General features: G+C 64.8%; 22 protein-coding genes. 4 read left to right on the forward strand and 18 right to left on the reverse strand.

Features of this window, described 5'->3' with window-relative positions:
* Positions 1-8 precede the first annotated feature (8 nt).
* Genes mutM through ACLI1P_RS08445 form a run of 3 tightly spaced genes read right to left on the reverse strand, consistent with a single transcriptional unit; the run spans position 9 to position 2,146 of the window.
* Positions 9-839, reverse strand: coding sequence for a bifunctional DNA-formamidopyrimidine glycosylase/DNA-(apurinic or apyrimidinic site) lyase (gene mutM / locus ACLI1P_RS08435; protein WP_411708549.1), 831 nt, complete (start codon positions 837-839; stop codon positions 9-11).
* Positions 840-1,610 carry a ribonuclease III gene (gene rnc, locus ACLI1P_RS08440; RefSeq protein WP_408930679.1) on the reverse strand — a complete coding sequence of 257 codons (771 nt, stop codon included), beginning with the start codon at positions 1,608-1,610 and terminating at the stop codon, positions 840-842. It lies immediately after the preceding gene.
* Entirely contained in the window at positions 1,607-2,146 is a 540-nt protein-coding gene (locus ACLI1P_RS08445; protein WP_411708550.1) for a YceD family protein, read from the reverse strand. Before ACLI1P_RS08445 ends, rnc begins: the two co-directional genes overlap by 4 nt.
* Before the next feature lie 161 nt (positions 2,147-2,307).
* Here ACLI1P_RS08445 and ACLI1P_RS08450 point away from each other — a divergent pair, with 161 nt between their 5' ends.
* Positions 2,308-2,958, forward strand: coding sequence for a hypothetical protein (locus ACLI1P_RS08450; RefSeq protein ID WP_411708551.1), 651 nt, complete (start codon positions 2,308-2,310; stop codon positions 2,956-2,958).
* A gap of 52 nt (positions 2,959-3,010) precedes the next feature.
* On the opposite strand, the gene ACLI1P_RS08455 is transcribed toward ACLI1P_RS08450, so the two are convergent.
* Together ACLI1P_RS08455 and gdhA are read right to left on the reverse strand one after the other, a co-directional pair.
* A complete protein-coding gene (locus ACLI1P_RS08455; protein WP_411708552.1) occupies positions 3,011-3,796 on the reverse strand; it encodes a DivIVA domain-containing protein in 786 nt (261 codons plus the stop codon).
* A gap of 123 nt (positions 3,797-3,919) precedes the next feature.
* A complete protein-coding gene (gdhA, locus tag ACLI1P_RS08460) occupies positions 3,920-5,266 on the reverse strand; it encodes an NADP-specific glutamate dehydrogenase (protein ID WP_408931215.1) in 1,347 nt (448 codons plus the stop codon).
* A gap of 173 nt (positions 5,267-5,439) precedes the next feature.
* On the opposite strand from gdhA, the gene ACLI1P_RS08465 reads away from it, so the two are divergent.
* On the forward strand, positions 5,440-6,597 hold the full coding sequence (locus tag ACLI1P_RS08465) for a glycerate kinase (protein ID WP_411708553.1): 1,158 nt from the start codon (positions 5,440-5,442) through the stop codon (positions 6,595-6,597).
* A gap of 23 nt (positions 6,598-6,620) precedes the next feature.
* Here ACLI1P_RS08465 and ACLI1P_RS08470 read toward each other — a convergent pair whose 3' ends face one another.
* Positions 6,621-7,019, reverse strand: a complete 399-nt coding sequence (locus tag ACLI1P_RS08470) for a hypothetical protein (protein ID WP_411708554.1) — start codon at positions 7,017-7,019, stop codon at positions 6,621-6,623.
* Positions 7,020-7,055: 36 nt separating this feature from the next.
* Here ACLI1P_RS08470 and ACLI1P_RS08475 point away from each other — a divergent pair, with 36 nt between their 5' ends.
* Complete coding sequence (locus tag ACLI1P_RS08475) at positions 7,056-8,276, forward strand: amidohydrolase (RefSeq protein ID WP_411708555.1); 1,221 nt, start codon at positions 7,056-7,058, stop codon at positions 8,274-8,276.
* A gap of 103 nt (positions 8,277-8,379) precedes the next feature.
* Positions 8,380-10,770 (forward strand): glycogen/starch/alpha-glucan phosphorylase, encoded by a 2,391-nt coding sequence (locus ACLI1P_RS08480; RefSeq protein WP_411708556.1) that lies wholly within the window; start codon positions 8,380-8,382, stop codon positions 10,768-10,770.
* A gap of 170 nt (positions 10,771-10,940) precedes the next feature.
* Here ACLI1P_RS08480 and pyk read toward each other — a convergent pair whose 3' ends face one another.
* The 12 genes from pyk to hisB all read right to left on the reverse strand — a co-directional run bounded on the left by pyk (position 10,941) and on the right by hisB (position 20,839).
* Entirely contained in the window at positions 10,941-12,362 is a 1,422-nt protein-coding gene (pyk, locus tag ACLI1P_RS08485) for a pyruvate kinase (RefSeq protein WP_296131482.1), read from the reverse strand.
* A gap of 270 nt (positions 12,363-12,632) precedes the next feature.
* Complete coding sequence (gene lgt, locus ACLI1P_RS08490; RefSeq protein ID WP_296131340.1) at positions 12,633-13,532, reverse strand: prolipoprotein diacylglyceryl transferase; 900 nt, start codon at positions 13,530-13,532, stop codon at positions 12,633-12,635.
* A 67-nt stretch (positions 13,533-13,599) separates the two neighbouring features.
* Positions 13,600-14,430: an indole-3-glycerol phosphate synthase TrpC gene (locus tag ACLI1P_RS08495; protein ID WP_411708557.1), complete on the reverse strand. Its 831-nt coding sequence runs from the start codon at positions 14,428-14,430 to the stop codon at positions 13,600-13,602.
* A 114-nt stretch (positions 14,431-14,544) separates the two neighbouring features.
* A complete protein-coding gene (locus ACLI1P_RS08500) occupies positions 14,545-15,201 on the reverse strand; it encodes a TIGR02234 family membrane protein (RefSeq protein ID WP_408930689.1) in 657 nt (218 codons plus the stop codon).
* Positions 15,194-15,583: a phosphoribosyl-AMP cyclohydrolase gene (hisI, locus tag ACLI1P_RS08505; RefSeq protein ID WP_306506730.1), complete on the reverse strand. Its 390-nt coding sequence runs from the start codon at positions 15,581-15,583 to the stop codon at positions 15,194-15,196. Before hisI ends, ACLI1P_RS08500 begins: the two co-directional genes overlap by 8 nt.
* Positions 15,580-16,344 (reverse strand): imidazole glycerol phosphate synthase subunit HisF, encoded by a 765-nt coding sequence (gene hisF, locus ACLI1P_RS08510; protein WP_411708558.1) that lies wholly within the window; start codon positions 16,342-16,344, stop codon positions 15,580-15,582. The genes hisI and hisF overlap by 4 nt, the downstream gene beginning before the upstream one ends.
* A 78-nt stretch (positions 16,345-16,422) precedes the next feature.
* The gene (locus ACLI1P_RS08515) at positions 16,423-17,202 is read right to left on the reverse strand and encodes an inositol monophosphatase family protein (RefSeq protein ID WP_306506846.1); all 780 of its coding nucleotides are present in this window, start codon (positions 17,200-17,202) and stop codon (positions 16,423-16,425) included.
* A gap of 60 nt (positions 17,203-17,262) precedes the next feature.
* Positions 17,263-18,045: a bifunctional 1-(5-phosphoribosyl)-5-((5-phosphoribosylamino)methylideneamino)imidazole-4-carboxamide isomerase/phosphoribosylanthranilate isomerase PriA gene (gene priA / locus ACLI1P_RS08520; RefSeq protein WP_408931208.1), complete on the reverse strand. Its 783-nt coding sequence runs from the start codon at positions 18,043-18,045 to the stop codon at positions 17,263-17,265.
* A 64-nt stretch (positions 18,046-18,109) separates the two neighbouring features.
* Entirely contained in the window at positions 18,110-18,745 is a 636-nt protein-coding gene (gene hisH, locus ACLI1P_RS08525) for an imidazole glycerol phosphate synthase subunit HisH (RefSeq protein WP_296131324.1), read from the reverse strand.
* Positions 18,746-18,749: 4 nt separating this feature from the next.
* Positions 18,750-20,015 carry an MFS transporter gene (locus tag ACLI1P_RS08530; protein ID WP_296131321.1) on the reverse strand — a complete coding sequence of 422 codons (1,266 nt, stop codon included), beginning with the start codon at positions 20,013-20,015 and terminating at the stop codon, positions 18,750-18,752.
* On the reverse strand, positions 20,012-20,194 hold the full coding sequence (locus tag ACLI1P_RS08535; protein ID WP_296131317.1) for a hypothetical protein: 183 nt from the start codon (positions 20,192-20,194) through the stop codon (positions 20,012-20,014). The genes ACLI1P_RS08530 and ACLI1P_RS08535 overlap by 4 nt, the downstream gene beginning before the upstream one ends.
* Before the next feature lie 6 nt (positions 20,195-20,200).
* Complete coding sequence (gene hisB, locus ACLI1P_RS08540) at positions 20,201-20,839, reverse strand: imidazoleglycerol-phosphate dehydratase HisB (protein WP_411708559.1); 639 nt, start codon at positions 20,837-20,839, stop codon at positions 20,201-20,203.
* Between the last annotated feature and the right edge of the window lie 31 nt (positions 20,840-20,870).

Genomic DNA, 20,870 nt, shown 5'->3' on the forward strand with positions numbered 1-20,870 from the left:
GGTGAAAACTACCGGCGGGAAGCCACCTGGCAGCGCGGGCAGTAGTGGGTACCGCGCCCACCTAGCACCGTTTTGACCAGTTCGGTGCCACAGCGATCGCACGGCAGCCCGCCGCGGCCATAGGCATGCAGCGAGCGGTCGAAGTACCCGGACTCGCCGTTGACGTTGACGTAGAGAGCATCGAAGCTGGTTCCGCCCACGCGCAGGGCAGAGCGCATGACGTCCGCGGCGGCGCCGAGGAGAGCCACGGCATCGCGCTGACGCAAAGTATTCGCCTTCTTGCGGGGAGAAATCTGTGCCGCCCACAGGGCCTCGTCGGCGTAGATATTGCCCACGCCGCTGACCACGGTCTGGTCCAGCAGCGCCACCTTGACCGGGGTTTTCTTCGCGCGCATGCGCCGCGCGGTGGCGGTGACGTCGAAGGCGTCCTCAAGCGGGTCGGGCGCGATGTGCGCCATGTCCTGCCACGGCCCGACCCGCCAGTAGCCGAAGGTGCGCTGATCCACGAAGCTGAGCCGGGTGGCGTCGTCCAGCACCGCCTCGATGCGCACGTGTGGCGAGGTCACCTCACCGATGCGCACCTGGCCGGACATGCCCAGGTGAATGAAGAGGACGTCGCGCCCCGGATCGGTGGGGTCCTCGTCGGCGAACTCCAGCCACATGAACTTTCCCCGCCGCGCCACCGCGGCGATACCTCGCCCCACCAGCAGCGCAGACAGCGGCTCGTCCTGCCCGCGGTTGGCGCGCGGGTGGAGAACCTCCACGGAGGCGAAGCTACGCCCCACCACGTGGGGTGCTAGCCCGCGGCGGACGGATTCTACTTCAGGCAGCTCCGGCATCTAGCTCTCTTTGGCGGCAGTGCCCTGCACCAGCAGCGGGGTCTCCCGCAGCGCCTGGCAGGCTTCCTCGGCGGCCTGCTGCTCCGCCAGCTTCTTGTTGTGCCCGGTGCCGCGGCCCACCGTAAGCCCGGCCACGGTAGCCACCGCGCTAAAGGTTTGGTCATGCTCCGGACCTGTAGAGGTGGCCGAATAAACCGGCATGGCCGCCTTCAGCTCCGCGCACAGCTCCTGGAGGGTAGTCTTCCAGTCCATGTGGCGCCCGGAGACCACGGCGTTGTCAATCTTGGCGGCGAACAGGTGCAGGATCACGCCGCGGGCCGCCTCGAAGCCATGCTCGCGGTAGATGGCGCCCAGGATGGCCTCGGTAGTATCGGCCAAGATGGAGTCCTTATCGCGCCCGCCGGTGGCCTGCTCGCCCTTGCCCAGCAGGATGTGCTTGCCCAGCTCGATCTCGCGGGCAATATCGGAGAGTCCGTAGCGCGAGACGATGGAGGCACGCATCTTAGAGATGTCCGACTCCGGCCGCGACGGGTACTTCTCATACAGCTTGGCGGCAATCGAAAGGCCCAGCACCGCATCCCCTAAGAACTCGAGGCGCTCGTTGTTGGGCAGGTAGCCGTTTTCGTTGGCAAAGGAGCGGTGCGTCAACGCCAGGCGCAGGTGCTCATCGCTGATCGTAATGCCCAGTGACTGCAGCAGTGGGGCGTGGTCTACCTCGGCATAGGCTGCGGCCAGCGCCTGCTCCCCTGTCAGCTTCTTCTTCTTGCTCATAGGAACTTCTCCAGCCCGGACCAGCGCGGGTCAACGCGCTCTTCTTCGCCGGAGACACCGGTGGTGACTCCCTCCGGCGTGTCCACGTCGCAGCCATCCTCACAAGTCGGCGCGAAGGGCAGTGTGAGGCCGGCCTCATCGATGACGGTCTGCAGAAGATCCAGGATGCCGTCCTTAATCTCCGGGACCTCGTCGCCGGAGCCTTCGTCCTCGACGTCGGCGGAATCGCCGCTGATGAAGGACTCATCGGCGGCAAAAACCTGGGAAACGTGCACATCCAGCGGCGGGTGCAGTTCCTTGAGGCAACGCGCGCATTCGCCGCTGAGGGTGCCGGTGACATCGGCGTCCACGAGGACTCCCGAGCCAAGCGGGGTCAAGGTGGCGTCCACCGTCAGCTCGTCGCCCTGCGGGATGGCAATCATTTCTACGCCGATGCGCTCGGGGGCGGGGCCAGTCTGTACACGGTGCTCAGGCAGCGCGTCGGCGCCCTGGCTGCGGAGCAATTCCGTCACGTCGAACTTCAATGGTGAATTCATAGCGCTCACTAGCCTACCCTGTGCCCCGCCCCAGTCCCGCGCCGTGCTTCCTGCCAGTCTTCTCCCCTGTCTGTCAGGAACCTGTCCTTCAGGGCATAGCCTGGTAAACACTTGGCTCCAGCACTCGCCAACAGGTCAACGCGCACTTATCGTTGCACAGTATGAGCTTGCACACTATTAACTCGGCCGCCCTCGGCGCCACGGCACGCGACCTCGCGGTGGTCTTCCCACTGCGCTGCCTCGTCCCTGCCGTCGCGTTGGCGGTCGTGGGAATCCTGTGCCGCCGGCTGCTGAAGAAGAGTCATCCCAGCGTGTACGGCGAGGATGGCCTCAAACTGCGAGACGTCACCGTGGCCAGCGTCCTCGCCGGCGTTGGGGTGGGCGCTGTCATGCTGCTGCCGCTGCACTTTAGCTCCACCATCATCATCTCTGCCGCCCTGTTCTCCCTGCTCGCCGGGTTTATCGCGTGGGGTGCGCGCGAGCCCTATTCCGCGGTCTGCATGGTCGTAGGCGTCATGATGGCCGGCGTGGGCGCGGTGCAGGCAGCGCTGGTGCTTGTCGACGCCGCCTGGGACCCCATCCCCCACTCGACCTCGGAGGCCCCCGGTTTTGCCACCATGTGGCTCCTCTACGCCCTGCCCGGGCTCGTCGCCTCCGGCATCGCTGTAGCGCTCAGCCGTATGCCCGCTACTGATCCCTCTGCGCCTTCTGCGCATGCTGAGCCTTCTGCAGCTTCAGCGCCTTCTACGCCGACCGCGCCGGCTGTGACCTCGGAGGCGCGCCAGACGCGCCGCTCCTGGGCGGCCGCCTAGGGCGCAGAGAGCGCCAAGGGCTTAACCCCCCGCTTTCTCGCTTCCCCTGCTTTTAGTAGTCGCGCGGTGCGCGCGGCGCGCGACCCCCGCGCGGGCGGCTATCGCCGTAGGACTCGCGGCCCTCACCGTAGGAGTCGCGGCTCTCGCCGTAAGCGTCGCGCGGATCGCGGGACTCGCTCCGGGAGCGAACGCCCGCACCACGGCGCAGGGCGGAACGGTCATTGTTCACCGTGCGCAGCAGGTCGGATAGGGTGGATTCGAACTCGCCCAGCTTGGCATCGACAAACTCATCGCACTCGGTGCGCAGGCGGTTCGACTCAGAGTGCGCGCTTTCGACAATGCGGTGCGCCTCCTCATCAGCGCGGCGGACCACCTCAGACTCGGAGACGAGGCGCTCCTGCTCCGCCTGGCCGGCGGCGACGGTGCGCTGGTACTCCTCGTCGGCCTGGGAGCGGGTGCGCTCGGCGTCGGCGCGGGCGTCATCGACCAGGTTGGCCGCTTCGTCCTCGGCCTTAGCCACCATCGTGGTGGAACGATGCTGAGCGTCCGCCAGCATGGCATCGGAATCCTCGCGGGCGCGGGCCAGGGTGTCATCGGCCTCCGCGTTTGCGTCGGAAATAATCGCATGGGCGCGCTCTTCGGCGCCCTGCAGGATCTCGTCCTGCTTATCCAGGACGTCCTGGGCGTCATCCATTTCGACGGGGAGGGCGTTACGCAAATCGTCGAGAAGCGCAAGCATCTCGTGGCGCGGAACCATGCAGTTGGAAGTCATCGGAACGGCATACGCCTGCTCCAGGTTGCGAACAAGTTCATCAAGGGACTCAAAAACGCGGTACATGGCACCAGCCTAACCAAGGCCCACGCCACCGCCCCGTATCCCACGCGGGTGTGTACAGCGAAAACCTCCCGCAGGCCGTGCCGCGGGAGGTTGAGCGTGTCAGAGTGCCGTTAGGGAGTGCGCTTAGATAACGCCCTGCGCCAGCATGGCGTCTGCAACCTTCTTGAAGCCCGCGATGTTCGCGCCGGCCACATAGTCTCCCTCCAAGCCGTATTCCTTGGAGGTCTTATCAATGTTTTTGAAGATGTTAGACATGATGTCGTGCAGGCGCTGGTCGGTGTAGTCGAAGGACCAGGAGTCACGCGAGGCGTTCTGCTGCATCTCCAGCGCGGAGGTTGCCACACCACCAGCGTTGGCGGCCTTGCCCGGCGCGAAGGCCACATTGTTGTTGAGGAAGTAGTGCACGGCCTCCGGGGTGCACGGCATGTTCGCGCCCTCAGCAACGTAGCGCACCTTGTTCTCCGCCAGCAGCTTCGCGGCGTCGCCGTCCAACTCGTTCTGGGTAGCGCACGGCAGGGCCACGTCTGCGGGGACCTCCCACACGTTGCCACCCGCGTGGTAGTCCACGCCCTCGCCGGCTTCCTTGGCGTAGGCGGAGATACGTTCGCGGCGGACCTCCTTGACGTCCTTAAGCAGCTCCAGGTCCACGCCATTCGGGGTGGTGATGTAGCCGGAGGAATCAGACATAGCCACGACGGTGCCGCCCAGCTGCTGGACCTTCTCCGCTGCGTAGATGGCCACGTTGCCGGAACCGGAGACAATAACCTTGGCGCCATCGAAGGACTCCCCGTGGGTCTTCATCATCTCGGAAGTCAGGTACACCAAGCCGTAGCCGGTGGCCTCGGTACGCACGAGGGAACCGCCCCAGGTCAGGCCCTTGCCGGTGAGCACGCCGGACTCGTGTTTGTTCTCCAGCCGGCGGTACTGGCCAAAGAGGTAGCCAATCTCGCGGCCGCCCACGCCGATGTCACCGGCCGGGACGTCGCGGTACTCACCAATGTGGTTGTGCAACTCCGTCATAAAGGACTGGCAAAAGCGCATGACCTCGGCATCAGACTTGCCCTTCGGGTCGAAGTCGGAGCCGCCCTTGCCACCGCCGATGGGCAGGCCGGTGAGGGAGTTCTTAAAGATCTGCTCGAAGCCGAGGAACTTGATGATGCCCAGGTTCACGCTGGGGTGGAAGCGCAGGCCGCCCTTGTAGGGGCCGAGCGCGGAGTTGAATTGGACGCGGAATCCGCGGTTGACCTGAATATCACCGTTGTCATCGACCCACGGCACTCGGAAGATGAGCTGGCGCTCCGGCTCGCACAGGCGCTCGACCAAGCCGTAGTCAGCGTAGTGCGGGTCCTTGTTGAGGACGATCTTGAGCGAATCCAGTACCTCAGACAGGGCCTGGTGGAATTCCGGCTCACCCGCATTGCGTTCGAGGAGCTTGCTGTAATAGTCAGAAATCTGCTGGTCGATGGACATTGCGATCCTTCCATGCTGCGGTAGCTTCGGGGCCACCGCGTGAGGCAATGAACACCGATTAGTTTTCTATCAATTGACCTAAATTGCAAGACGTGCGTACTGATTTCTTCCTCGCGCCCAGCTCAGCGCCCTGAAATTAAGCCACCGGATAGGGCCCTCATATACTCGTGGGCATGCGCATTCTCGTTGCCCCAGACTCGTTTAAAGGCACCGCCACCGCCGCTGAAGCCGCCGCCGCGATTGCGTTGGGCGTGCGGCGCGCGTTGGCAGGTTCCTTCCCTGACGCGACCGTGACCACCCTCCCCATGGCCGATGGCGGAGAGGGCACCGCGGAGGTCCTCGCCAGCGCCGCCGTGGCCCGGCGCGGCACCCCAGGACAGACCATCACCTTGCCCACCACCGACGCCGTGGGCCGACTCACTGAGGCCAGCTACGTTCTTGTCGGCGACGAGGCATTTATCGACGTCGCGGCGGCGACCGGCCTGCCCGCCGTGGCCGATGCCCTAGACCCCCTCCACGCCGATTCCTACGGCACGGGCGTGCTCATCGCCGACGCCGAGGCCCGGGGCGCGCGCCGCATCACGTTGGGACTGGGCGGCACCGCCAGCATCGACGGCGGCCTGGGGATCCTGGCAGCCCTCGGGGCGGCGGCGCACGACGCACGCGGGTATGCACTCCCCAAGGGCGGCGCACCCCTGGTGCACCTCGACCACATCGACACCGCCCAGCTCAACATGAAGGCCGGCATGTTGGACTACACGCTGGTGACTGATACCCGCGCAGTCCCCGTGCAGGCAGCCACCATGTACGGTCCCCAGAAAGGCGCCGAGGGCGAGCAGGTGGCCCTCCTCGCCGGAGCGATGTTGCAGCTCTGTGAAGTCACCGGCACGGATCCTGAGGCGCCGTTCATGGGCGCGGCCGGCGGCGTGCCGATTGCGCTGAGCTGGCTCTCGCGCACCCTGTGGGGAAACGAGGAGCACTGCGAAGTCGTGCCGGGCGGGCACTTCGTGGCTGACGCGCTCGGCCTGCCCGAGCGCGTGGCCGAGGCGGACCTCGTCATTACCGGCGAGGGGCGCTTTGACGAGCAGTCCCTGACCGGCAAGGTGGTGGGCACCGTGGCAGAAATCGCCGCGGAGCCCACGGGGGCGGACACCCCCACCCGCCTGGGCATCATCGCCGGCTCCATCACGGACGACACCCCGGACGGCGCGCTGGTGCAGCAGCTTGAGCCAGCAGACCCAGCAGGCCGAGCAGACAACGTGGCACAGCAGCTAAGCGACGCCGCCGCGCGCCTCACCGAGGATTTCATTCAGTCCCTGCCCCGCGGCTAGGCACTCCCCCGACGTGTCACCGCCTAGGGGTTAACCTGCACCGCCCACGGGAAGATGGCGGGGCGCTCATGGGCCACCTCATCCTCGAGCAAAACGTGGTCCTTCGGTAGCACCGCGTGCGGTGTAAGCAGGCGCGAGAGCACCATGGTGAGCTGGTTGACAGACCCGGTAACCCCCGCGACTTGAATGGCATAGCGGTGCACGTGTGCACCCTCGAGGTCGCGGTCCTCATGCTCGTCGCGGTAGGTCTGGCGCAGCTGCTCCTCCAGCCCCTCCGGAATCGTGGGCTCCGCCACGCGAGTAACGTCGGCGGAGGCTAGCGAGCCGTTGTCCACGAGCCTGTGCGTTGCGGTCGAAAAGATTTCGGCCACCCGTTCCGCGTGGTCATCCGGCACTAAAACATCAAACTGAATCATTGGCATGAAGGTAACCCTACCCTAAGTTAAAGGATGAGGACTATGGCAGATCCCACAGTTAACCCGGCGCTCGCGCGCCTGCTCACGGACGGCTCGGTCGACCTGAGCTGGCAGCGCGCCTTCTATGAGGACCTGCACGCCCACCCGGAGCTCTCCCACGAGGAGGAGCGCACCGCCGGGCGCATCCAGGAGCAGCTGAAGTCCTACGACTGCGAGGTGGTCACGGGCATCGGCGGCTTTGGCATGGTGGCTATCTTCCGCAACGGCGACGGCCCCACTGCACTGATGCGCGCGGACTTCGACGGCCTGCCTGTGGCTGAGGAAACCGGCGTCGAGTTCGCCGCCACAAACGGCGCAATGCATGCCTGCGGGCACGACGTCCACACCACCGCGCTGCTGGGCGCCTGCGCGCTGCTCGACGCCCACCGGGAGGCCTGGCAGGGCACCTTCCTGGCCCTCTTCCAGCCCGCCGAGGAATCCTCCATGGGCGCGAAGTACATGGTGGCGGATAAGCTCACCGAGCGCGTGCCGAAGCCCGACGTGTGCCTGGGCCAGCACATCATGCCCGGCCCCGCCGGCCAGGTCCAGTCCATCGCCGGCCCCATCTTGGCCGGTTGCGATTCGCTGCGCATCCACATCACCGGCCGCTCCGCGCATGCCTCCATGCCGCACGAGGCGATCGATCCGTCTTATGTCGCCGCCATGGTGGTCACCCGCCTGCAGGCCATCGTGGGCCGCGAGGTTGCTCCGCACGATTTCTTCGTCATCTCCGTCGGCGAGCTTCATTCAGGCGACAAGAACAACATTATCCCGGGCAGTGCCGAGCTGGTCCTCAATACCCGCTACTACAAACCCGAACTGGCCCAGCGCGTCTACGCCTCCCTTGAGCGCATGGTGCGCGCGGAGTGCGTGGCCTCCGGCTGCCCGGCCGAGCCCACCTTTGAGTACTACGCACATGGAGAGGTCACCGATAACGACGAGGCTGTGCATGGCACCGTGCGCGCCGCCTTCGATGACGTTTTTGGGGAGTTATCTGTTACAGCGGAACCCGCCACAGTTTCGGAGGATTTCTGCTATCTCCCACAGGCCTGGGGCGTGCCGTACAACTTCTGGTTTGTCGGCTGCACCCCAGAGGATCAACTCAATAATCCGCCGGTCAACCACCAATCCACGTTCCTGCCGGACTACGCCCCCACGATGGACTCCGCCACCCGCGCGGGTGCTGCCGCAGCCCTGTCGTTTCTGGGGCGCGCCGCGGGCTAATTCGGCACCACCGCTGGGGCCTCTCACCTCCCTGCAGGCCGTGCCTGAACTAGATACTCTTGGGAATTGGATTCTGTTTTCCGCTCAACTGTAAGGACTTTTCATGAGCCAGCCTCAGCATTCCGATTTTCAGACCGCTGTTCCCGCGCACGTTCGCGCAGCTGCCGGCGTCACCCCGCCTTCTGCCTCGAACCGCAAGTTCTGGTCGGGCTTGTCTTCCTCCGTCATGGAGCAGATCGCCGATAATTGGGAGGCCACCCGCCGCGCCTACGCGGCCGCACGCCAGCAGCACTACTTCTCCGCTGAGTTCCTGCAGGGCCGCGCGCTGCTCAACAACCTGACCAACGTCGGTTTGGTCGATGACGCCCGCGCCGCCGCGCAGGCCGCCGGCCACGAGCTGGCGGATATTCTCGAGGCCGAGCACGATGCCGCGTTGGGCAACGGTGGCCTGGGCCGCCTCGCCGCGTGCTTCCTCGACTCCGCCGTGACCCAGGACTACCCGGTGACCGGCTACGGCCTGCTCTACCGCTACGGCCTGTTCCGCCAGAGCTTTGACAACGGCTTCCAGCACGAGGAACCGGATGCCTGGATGGAAAACGGCTATGACTTTGTCATTCGCCGCGCCTCCGAGCAGCGCCTGGTCCACTTCGACGACATGGATGTGCGCGCCATCCCCTATGACATGCCGATCACCGGCTACGGCACCGACAACGTGGGCACCCTGCGCCTGTGGAAGTCTGAGCCCATCAACGAGTTCGACTATGACGCGTTTAACTCCCAGCGCTTTACCGAGGCCATCGTGGACCGCGAGCGCGTCATGGATATCTGCCGCGTCCTCTACCCCAATGACGCCACATACGAGGGCAAGGTCCTCCGTGTGCGTCAGCAGTATTTCTTCGTCTCTGCGTCGCTGCAGCAGATGATTGACAACTACATTGAGCACCACGGCGAGGACCTCACCGGCTTTGCCAAGTACAACTGCATCCAGCTCAATGACACCCACCCGGTGCTTGCCATCCCGGAACTGCTGCGCCTGCTTCTCGACGATCACGGGATGGGCTGGGACGAGGCCTGGAAGGTGGTCACCGAGACCTTCGCCTACACCAACCACACGGTCCTGGCAGAGGCCCTGGAGAGCTGGGAGGTCTCCATCTTCCAGAAGCTGTTCTGGCGCATCTGGCAGCTGGTGGAGGAGATCGACCGCCGCTTCCGCGAGGACATGGCGCAGCGTGGGCTCGACCAAGACCGCATCGACTACATGGCTCCGGTCTCCGACGGACAGGTCCACATGGCCTGGATCGCCTGCTACGCCGCCTACTCCATCAACGGTGTGGCAGCACTGCACACCGAGATCATCAAGGCCGATACCCTCTCCGAGTGGCACGAGCTGTGGCCGGAGAAGTTCAACAACAAGACCAACGGCGTCACCCCGCGCCGCTGGCTGCGTATGTGCAACCCGCGCCTGTCCGCGTTGCTGACGGAGCAGGCTGGCTCCGATGACTGGGTTACCGACCTCACACAGTTGGCCAAGCTCGCCCCGCTGGCTGAGGACGAGAAGGTCTTGCGCCAGCTCATCAACATCAAGCGCGCCAACAAGCAGGACTTCGCCACCTGGATCGAGTCCCATCAGAACGAGACGGTCGATCCGGACTCCATTTTCGACGTCCAGATCAAGCGCCTCCACGAGTACAAGCGCCAGCTCATGAACGCGCTGTACATCCTGGACCTCTACTTCCGTGTCAAGGTCGATGGCGAATCCGTGCCGAAGCGTACCTTCATCTTCGGTGCCAAGGCCGCCCCGGGCTACGTCCGCGCCAAGGCCATCATCAAGTTCATTAACACCGTCGGCGAGCTGGTCAACAACGATCCGGCGACCAAGGACATTCTGCACGTGGTCTTTGTGGAAAACTACAACGTCTCCCCTGCCGAGCACATCATCCCGGCAGCGGACGTCTCCGAGCAGATTTCGGTGGCCGGCAAGGAGGCCTCCGGTACCTCCAACATGAAATTCATGATGAACGGCGCTCTCACCTTGGGCACCATGGACGGCGCCAACGTGGAGATCGTGGAGGCCGTGGGCGAAGAGAACGCCTACATCTTCGGCGCCCGCAACGAGGAGATCCCGCAGCTGCGCGCCGAGTACAACCCGGGCGAGCTCTACAACTCCGTGCGCGGCCTATCCCGCGTGCTCGATGCCTTCACCGACGGCACCCTGGGTGCAGAAAACAATGGCATGTTCGGTGACCTGCGCTCCTCCCTGCTCGATGGCTTCGGCGAGGACGCTCAGGACACCTACTACGTCCTGGGTGACTTCGCGGACTACCGCGAGACGCGTGACCGCATGGCCGCCGATTATGACGCGGACGAGCTGGCTTGGGCCAAGAAGGCTTGGCTGAACATCTGCTACTCCGGCCGCTTCTCTTCCGACCGCACCATCGCGGACTACGCCAACGAGGTCTGGAAGCTGGCCCCGACACCTATCTCAGCCAAGTAGTATCTCTGCCTCCCTAGGGGAGCATCGCATGAGGGCGGTTGCCATCAACCGCCCCTTTCTTCAGCTCTTCCCGTGAGCCGGCCTAAGAACGGTACAGTAAAACCAACAAGCGCCGCCGCGGCCTCTCAAGCGAGGCCGCGGCGGCGCTGTTGTTCCGAAGGAAGTGTGACTTACTTCTGCTGGACGGCCAGACCGAGCTGGTGAACCTGAATCATGTTGGTGTTGCCAGAGATTCCCGGAGGAGTACCAGCGATAACGACAATCATGTCGCCTTCCTCGTACTTATCCATGCCCAGCAGCGCCTCATCGATGGCTTCCATCATGTCATCGGTGGACTTGACCTCAGGGCTCAGGAAAGTCTCTGCACCCCAGGTCAGGGCCAGCTGCGAGCGAACGGCCGGGTTCGGGGTGAATGCCAGCAGCGGAAGCTGAGAGTGCAGACGGGCCACGCGCTTAGCAGTGTCGCCAGAGGTGGTGAAGGCGACGATAGCCTTGGCGTTGAGGCGCTCTGCAATATCACGTGCGGAGTAGGAGACCACACCACGCTTGGTGCGCGGCACGTGGGTCAGCGACGGAACGGAGCTGCCCTGCTCGGCGTGCTGCACAATCTTGGACATCGTGCGCACAACGTTCTGCGGGTCAATACCCACGGAGGTCTCGCCAGAGAGCATGACGGCATCTGCGCCGTCGAGCACAGCGTTAGCCACGTCGGAAGCCTCTGCTCGGGTCGGACGCAGGTTGGAAATCATGGAGTCCAGCATCTGGGTTGCCACGATGACCGGCTTAGCGTTCTCGCGAGCGATCTGGATGGCGCGCTTCTGGAACAGTGGAACCTGCTCCAGCGGCACCTCCACGCCGAGGTCGCCACGGGCAATCATGATGGCGTCGAAGGCCAGCACGATGGACTCGAGGGCATCGACAGCCTCCGGCTTCTCCAGCTTGGCAATAACCGGAACGCGGCGACCTTCCTCATCCATAATCTCGTAGACCTTGTCCACGTCGGCCGGGGAACGGACGAAGGATAGGGCGACGATGTCAACGCCGAGATTCAGCGCGAAGCGCAGGTCAGCGATATCCTTCTCCGACAGGGCCGGCACGGAGATGTCCATGCCCGGCAGGGACACGCCCTTGTTGTTGGAGACCGGGCCACCCTCGGTGACCTCACAGATTACGTCGTTGCCTTCGACTTCCTTGCACACGACGGCGACCTTGCCATCATCGATCAGCAAGCGGTCACCCGGCTTGGCATCCTTGGCCAGACCCTTGTAAGTGGTGGACACGCGGTCATGGGTGCCTTCGATGTCATCGACGGTAATGCGGACGATTTCTCCGTCCTTCCACATCTCCTCACCATTGACGAAGCGACCCAGACGGATCTTCGGACCCTGGAGGTCAGCCAGGACGCCCACGGCGTGGCCGGTTTCATCGGTGGCTTCGCGGACCCAGCGGTAGTTCGCTTCGTGGTCTGCGTGGTCGCCGTGAGACATGTTCAGACGTGCAACGTCCATACCTGCCTCAACCAAGCCCAGGATTCCCTCCTTGCTTGCCACAGCGGGACCCAGAGTACAAACGATTTTGGTTCTTCTATCCAACATGGAATGCCTTACTCACATCGGGAGCTTCTAACGGTTCCCAAGCTACCCCTCTTCGCTGGTCTCGGCTACTGAATAAAGCAAGTGGATCGTTTCCAATGGCTCTCGAAGCCCGGCCAAAGCAAACAACCACGCCACCACATTTCGGCCACAAACGGGCGTGACCGGGCATGTCTGGGCTTGTGGGGCAGTGCTGGCCGACGCCTCCCGCGCCCGCTCCAGGCCCTTAAAAAAGTTCTGTGATCCGGGCTACTCTCCCCTTCCCAGGGGCTAGCGCGGGGTCGTTTGGGCGGCGTCGGTATCCTCCGCGTTGCTCGGATCCACCTCGGCTGGAGTTTCCTGCCCCTTCGGAAGTCTGAAGTACACAATGAGGGCCGCTACACAGCAGACCACGGAGACAATCACGTTGACGCGCAGTCCGAAGATGTGGGTGGCTTCATCGGCGCGCATGTTTTCCACAAAGAAGCGGCCCAGCGTATAGCCGGCCACATAGAGGGCGAAGACGCGTCCGTGGCCTAGCTTCCACGCCTTCTGTGCCCACAGGAGGAAGAGGCAGACCGCGACGTTCCACAGCAGCTCGTACAGGAACGTCGGGTGCACCGAGAACAGGACCTCACCAGTAGAACGGCCGCTGATGGGCGCGTAGTCACCGTTGGCGTTGACGCGATTGTAGATGTCCAGCGCCCACGGCACGTCCGTCTGGCGCCCATAGAGCTCCTGATTAAACCAATTGCCCAAGCGCCCGATGGCCTGCGCCAGGATAAGCCCGGGCGCCACGGCGTCCGCGAACGGGCCCAGCGGGATGCGCTTGACCTTAAACATCACCCACACGGCAAAGGCGCCCAGCGCCACGGCACCCCAGATGCCCAAGCCACCGTTGGTGATCTTGAGAGCATCGATGGGATCGCACGTGGAACAGAAGTACTTATCGTTGTCCGTGATGACGTGGTAGAGACGCCCGCCCACGATGCCGGCGGGGATCACCACAATGGCCGCGTCCCACACCACGTCCGCATTGCCGCCGCGGGCGGTGTAGCGCCGCACGGTCATCCACATCGCGACGAGAATGCCGGCGATGATGCACATGGCGTACGCACGAATCGGCATCGGTCCAAGGTGCCACACGCCTTGTGGCGGGGAGGGAATGTTAGCCAGGTTGTAAATCTGCACGAAAAATAGTGTGCCTGAAAAGTACAACTTCGACAACGCACGCGCAGTGCGGCGACCCTAGGGTGTCTTAGGAGGTCTTGCGAGACGGGCAGGCTGGGTGCTGACCGGCGGCCACCAAAGAACGCGCCAGCGCCATCGGGTCCTGCGCCGCCATCACGGACTCCCCCACCATGATGGCATCAGCCCCGTGAGCGGCGTAGGACAGCACGTTGCGCGGGTTGTTAACGCCTCCCACGGCAATCCGCGTGATGGATTCCGGCAGCCCCGGGGAGATAGTGGAAAAGGCCTCCCGATGAATAGCATCAGAGGCCAAAGACCATGCATTGACGGCCACTACGGTTCCCCCCGCCTTAAGCACCCGATCCACCTCGACGCAGTTGCGCACCTCCAGGATCGCGGTCATGCCTAAGGATTCCACCCGGTCCAGTAGCGACTCCAGACGAGCCTGATCCAGCAGCTCCACCTGCAAAGGAATGGCGTCGGCGCCATAGCAGCGGGCCTCGTGGATCTGATAGGGGTCCACGATGATGTCACGGCAGATCATCGGTAGATCCACCGCAGCCCGTGCCACCCGCATGTCCTCGAGCGAGCCGTGGAAACGCCGCCGATCCGTCTGGCAGGCCATGAGGTGGACGCCCGCCTCCTCCAAGTCGTGCGCCATCGTGGCCACCGAGTGCGGGCTGGACAGGTGCGCAATTTCCCCGGCATAGGGAACCGCGCGCTTAATTTCCGTGATGATGGAGCACCCGGGGCGCAACAATGCGGCGGCGGCATCGCGAGGTGCTTCCATGTCCCGGGAGCGCGCCTTGACCTCCTTAAAGGACACGCGGGCTTCGCGCGCGGCGACGTCGGCAAGCACGCCTGCTACAAGATGGTCAACAGCGATCGGGGTGGGCATCAGCACCTCCCTCCGGAAGGGAAACTCACAAGGGCGACATGGATGGCGATTGAGATCACACTTAGGCTAGCGCGCGCACGGCCCGCACCGGAAATCCGGGGGCAGGCGGAGTGCCTACTCACGGCCCGCGGGGCCGTCCGTGCGCGGGGCCGCCGTATCGGTCGGATCGATGTCCGCGTCCAGCGCATCCCACATCACGCGCCCGGAATCCTGCGAATTCTCCAAGTCCTCGCGGAGGCGCTCCTGGCGCACCGCCGGCGTCTCGTACTTTGCCGAACGTGGCTTGTCAGTGCCCGGGTTGCTGGCCACCATCACCGCGCCGAACAGGGCCACGGCAGCCCCCACAAGGGCCACCGCCGGACCGGCCGCCTGCGTATCGGCGCTGAGCACCGAGGCCCAGTCGGAGATGGACGTCGCATCCACCGACGTATCGTTCGTGCCGCCCTGCAGAAGCTCCTGGGCGCGCTCGGCCGCAGGACCGGCGGTAAGCAGCGTAAGCGGGCGCCATGCCACGCCCGCCGCGGCGAGGGCCGTCAAGCCGGACACGATCCGCCGGGCGGTGCGCCGCACAGCCAGCGCTGCAACGCTGCCTGCCAGAATCACCACGGTCAACGCGATGAGCTCGAGCGACCACAGCGAGCCAGACAGCTCCGCCACGCTGGAGCCGGCCTTGTCATCCTCTACCGCTGCCTTCACCCACGTCATGCGGGAGGACAGCCACAGCACAATGGCGCCCACCAGCATCAGAATCGGCCCTATGCGCCTAGCCATTGGCATCATCTCCCAACAAGTCATCGGCATCGAAGCAGGTGCGGTCCCCGGTATGGCAGGCGCCCCCTGACTGCCGCACGGTCAGCAAGATGGTATCGCCATCGCAATCGAGGCGCACGCCGCGCACTTCCTGGGTATGTCCTGAGGTCAGCCCCTTGATCCAGTACTCCTGCCGGGACCGGGAGTAGTAGGTCCCGCGGCGCGTTGCCAGCGTGTACGCCAATGCGTGGTCATCCATCCAGGCCAGCATGAGAACCTCACCGGTCTCGGCCTGGACCACGGCGGGGACCAGTCCGGCCGCATTGCGCTTAAGGCGCGCGGCTATCTCGCGGTCGAGCTCATACGTGCCTACCAGCTCCGCAGCTGTGGCGTTGTCAGTCATGCGCGCACCTCGTAGCCGGCGGCACTAAGTTCCTGCTTGACGGCGGAGATTTCTACCTCACCGAAGTGGAAGATGCTCGCTGCCAGTACGGCATCCGCGCCGGCGGCGATGGCCGGCGGGAAGTCTGCGGCCGCGCCCGCACCACCGGAGGCGATGACGGGGACAGACACCGCCTCGCGCACGGCGGTGATGAGCTCGATGTCGAAGCCTTCCTTCGTGCCGTCGCCGTCCATCGAATTGAGCAGGATTTCACCGACTCCCAATTCTTCCCCGCGGCGCGCCCACTCCACGGCGTCCAAGCCTGCCGCCTGCGTGCCGCCGTGCGTGGTGACCTCAAATCCGCTGGGATAGTCGGCCGCGCGGCGGGCGTCCACGGACAGCACGATGCATTGCGAGCCAAACACGTCCGCCAGCTCACGCAGCAGCTCCGGCCGCGCGATGGCGGAGGAATTCACCGAGACCTTGTCGGCCCCGGCGTGCAGCAATTCCCGCACGTCCTCAACGGAGCGCACGCCCCCGCCCACGGTGAGCGGGATGAAGACCTGGTCGGCCGTGCGCTTGACCACGTCAAGCATGGTTCCCCGTCCGTCCTTGGAGGCGGAGACATCCAAAAAGGTGAGTTCATCAGCGCCCAGCTCGTCGTAGCGGGCGGCCAACTCAACCGGGTCCCCGGCATCGCGCAAGTTATCAAAGTTGATGCCCTTGACCACTCGTCCGTGGTCGACATCGAGGCACGGGATTACGCGCACGGCAAGCGCCATGGTGACTCTCCCCTCTATGGGATCTGTGGGATTGGGAAACAGGAAGCGGCTAATCGCAGACGCGAGAGGCTAGCACCGTTAGCGGCGCCCGCGCGGGTTACGCGCGATGGCGTCCAGGATGGTGTCATGGACCTGCGGGGTGCCCGCGACCAGGCCCTTCGACGCCGCAGTCCACTCGTTACCGTCGGGGTCGCTCACTCGCCCGCCAGCAGACTTGATGATGAGCGCGCCGACGGCGTTGTCCCACGGATGCGGCGAAAAGTTCACCGCTCCGTCGAAAACACCCTGGGCCACAAAGGCGTTATCCAGGCCCACGGAGCCGGTCATGCGCGGGCGCAGGCCGGTCTCCCGCAAGTCGTCGAAAAGCGCGGTGGGCAGATGCGACGAGCAGCCGACGTGGCCGCGCCCCTCATCGAATCCGAGGGCCCCTTCCCCACCTCCGAAGCCGGTGGCGGGTCCACCGCTCGAACGCAGCGGCATGCCTTCAGCGGCCACCACGCGCCGGCCCAGCAGAGGAAAGTCCGCGACCGCCACGACCGGCTTGGACTCGTGCAGCAGCGAGACCAGGATGCCGCAGCAGGGATTGCCGGCGGAGTAGTTAGCGGTGCCGTCAACCGGGTCGACGACCCACACGGTCTCCTCCAGGCTGCCGCCGGATTCCTCGCCGTAGACGGGGATGCCGGTCAGCTGGGTCAGTGTCTGGCGCAGGTGCTGCTCAATCTGCAGGTCGACCTCCGTGGCAAAGTCGCCCTCACCCTTAAATCGGGCGGGCGGGGCGCCTAGGCCGGAGCGGAAGAGGTCATCGACCTGGTCCACGACCGCTTCGGCGAAAGCGACGAGTTCCCGCGGATCCGACAGTCCGCCGTGTCCACCGGCCTGGGAAGCCTGGGAAGCCTGAAAAGCATTGTCTGACATGGCTTAGACCTCCTCGATCGGGTCAATGTAGTCCTCGGCCGGCAGCGGGGTGACCTCGGAGACTGCGGCTAGGGCCTCCTCCATGCTGAAGCGCTTCTCATACAGCGCTGTGCCCACAATGGCGGAGTCGATTCCCTCGTTCTCGTACAGGGCGAGGCTGCGGAGATCCTCCAGAGTGGAGATTCCCCCGGAGGCGGTGATTGCGGCGTCGGTCGCCGCAGCAACCTCACGCAGCAGCTCAATGTTCGGGCCTTTCAGCGTTCCGTCCTTGGACACATCAGTGACCACGAAGCGCGTGCATCCGGCGGAGTCGAGGCGCTCGAGCACCTCCCACAGGTCGCCCCCGTCGGAGACCCACCCATTGCCCTGGGTGCGCCATTCGCCGTCGACCTCGCGCACCGCCAGATCCACTGCGATGCGGTCCCCGTGTTCCGCCAGCACGCGGGCGATCCATTCCGGATTCTCCAGCGCGGCGGTTCCGATGTTCACGCGGCGCGCGCCGGTGGCCAGCGCCCGGGCCAGGGATTCGTCGTCTCGAATCCCGCCGGTCAGCTCCACCTGCAGATCGACGCTTGTGGTGATTTCCGCAAGCAACTCGTGGTTGGAGCCGCGGCCGAAGGCGGCGTCCAGATCCACCGCATGCAGCCACGTCGCGCCCTGGGACTGCCAGGTCAGGGCCGCCTCACGCGGGGAGCCATAGGACTTCTCGGTTCCGGCCTCGCCTTGGTCCAGGCGGACCGCCTGGCCATCGACGACGTCGACCGCGGGCAACACTGTAAAGCTCATGGTGTGTAGTCTACCTTTCGGAAAATCCGGGTCAACGAATGCGACAGAGCTTTCTGCCGCGCTTTTAGAGCGTTGCAATCCAGTTCTTCAACAACTGTGCGCCCACGTCCCCGGACTTTTCCGGGTGGAATTGGGTGGCCCACAGTGCCTCGTTATCCACGGCGGCCACGAAGCGGTCCCCGCCGTAGTCCGCCCACGCCACCTTGGGCGGCTCAGTAATTTCAGTTTCCAGCTCCCAGCGGCGCGCGGCATAGGAGTGGACGAAATAGAACCGGTCCTCGGGATCGATGTCCGCGAACATCCGGCTGTTGTCGGGGATGTCCACCGTGTTCCACCCCATGTGCGGCAAAACGTCCGCGTGCAGCTTTTCGACGCGTCCCGGCCACTCGCCGCAGCCAGCGGTCTCCACGCCGTGCTCGGCGCCCGAATCGAAAAGGACCTGCATGCCCACGCAGATACCTAGGACCGGCCGCCCGCCGGCCAGACGCTGGCCAATAATGCGCGGGCCCTGCACGGCCTTGAGGCCCTCCATGCAGTGCGCGAAGGCGCCCACGCCGGGTACCAGGAGGCCGTCTGCCTCAACGGCCACGGCCGGATCCTGGGTCACGGTGACGTCCCCGCCCACGCGCTCGAGGGCGCGCACGGCGGAGCGCACGTTTCCCGCACCATAATCCAGCAGCGCGATCTTTTTTACTGTCATGTAGCTAGGCCTTTCGCCGTCGAATCCTGCGGAGTCGGGTTTTAATATCGTTGGTCTCGCTCACGCGAGTCTTGCCCAAGGCGCGGTCTGCCAGCGTCATGAGCAGGCCTAGCGCAATGATGGCGGCGCCGGTGGCAAACGCCCCGTCGTAGCCGGTCAGTGCCACGACCGCGCCCAAGACTGTGGAGCCCAGACCCGTGCCGCCGTCGTAGAAGATGTTCCACACAGCAGAGCCCTCGGAGAGCCGCTCGCGCGGAAGCCGGTCAAACATGGACAGCAAGGCCTCGTTCTGGACGATGCCGAAGCCCGCGCCGTAGAGAACAGCGCCCAGCACCAGCCACCACACCGGCCACTGCTGATTCAGCACCGCGGCGATAAGCCCCACGCCGACGACGGTGAAGGTCTGTGCCGGGATCATCAGCGTGCCGGGTTGGCCCACGCGGTCCGCCACCACGCCAGCGATGTAGCGGGCGATCATGCCGGATCCGCCGATGACGGAGAGCATGAGTCCGCCCAAGACCGCGCCGCGCTCCGGGTCGAGCTCGCGCACAGCCGGAGAGATAAAGTTCGAGGCCACGCCGTAGCTCACCGAGAAGCTCGTGAGCGCCAAAGCCGGCACGAGGACAAGCTTCCACATGGGTGCGCGCGGCGTTGTATCCGCGGGGTCCGACGAGCCCAGCGGCGCCGCCTTAATCTTGGGCACCAGCACGCTTGTGGCAAAACCCAGCAAGCCTAGGGCCGCGGCCAGCAGGTATACGGCGTTATACCCCACTGCCCCAGCGATGGCCACGCCGACCGGCAAGAAGGCCATCTGGGCAGCGCCGACGCAGAGGCCGAAAATGCCGGTGGCCTTGCCCAGCAGGCGGCGAGGAGAAATTTCGCCGATGAGGGCGCTTTCTGAGACGGTCAGTGCACCAAAGCCGATGCCGCGCAGCGCGGAGAAGCCTAGGGCGATCGGGGCGGCATCGCCCAGCATATGTCCCAAGGCCGGAACGCCCAGCAGCAACGCAGACATGGCCATGACCGGCCGGTATCCCCACTGGCGCAACAGCATCGGCGTCAGCATCTGCGTGAGCACCGTGGCCAGCATGAACACACCCGTCGTCGCGCCCGCCAGAGTAGCGGTGCCACCGGCGTCTAGAACTGCCAGCGGCACCACGGGCAGCAGCACCGACCACGCGCCGAAGGCGGAGACGACCGCAATCATCGTCTCCTTGAAGCCGGCTACCGCCCACACGCTCTTTGGGTTCGTGGAAGCCGTGCCGCTCATTTCGCCGCCGTCCCTGCAGAGAAGATGTCCAGCAACCAGGCCAGCGCCGCTGCGACCGTCACTGCGGCCAGCACGCCGGCGACCACGGTCATGAGCTTAGAGCCGTTCTGGTAGGCGGACCAGGCGCCGCCCACCAGTAAACCGGCAACAAGGAAAAGTACGAGAACCAAGACATTCATTGTGGTTTAGAGTGCTCCCTTCGTCGACGGAATGCCAATTATGCGCGGATCGCGCTCAGTTGCCTGGCGCAGTACGCGGGCCACAGCCTTGTACTCGGCCTCGGTGATGTGGTGCGGGTCGCGCCCGTAGCGGACATTGACGTGCAGAGTCATGGCCGCGTGGGTGGCAAAAGTTTCAAAGAAGTGCCGGTTGATCACTGTGGCGTAGTGCCCGCCGATGACCTGCCACTGCAGGTTCTCCGGCTCCCCATTCATGACAAAGTATGCGCGCCCGGAGATATCCACGACGGCCTCCACCAGGGTCTCATCCATGGGCAACAGCTGGGAGCCGAAGCGGCGGATGCCCGCCTTATCCCCCAACGCTTCCCGGAAGGCTTGGCCCAGGACAATCGCGGTGTCCTCCACGGTATGGTGAGCGTCAATCTCCACATCGCCCTCCGCGCAGACGGTGAGGTCGAAAGCGCCGTGCGTGCTCAGCGCAGTCAGCATGTGGTCGAAGAACGGCAGACCGGTGGAGATATCAGCCTGGCCGGTTCCGTCCAGGTTGATCTCCACAACGATCCTGGTTTCCGCCGTGGCGCGTTCAACGCGGCCCTTCCGGACGCGGGGCGGATAGTCCTGAGTAGTGGCTCCGTCGACACTCATCGTCGTGCTCTCCTCCTTCGCAGATGTGGGG

Origin of the sequence: Corynebacterium tardum (genome assembly GCF_046717785.1) — a bacterium.
Classification (GTDB): Bacteria; Actinomycetota; Actinomycetes; order Mycobacteriales; family Mycobacteriaceae; genus Corynebacterium.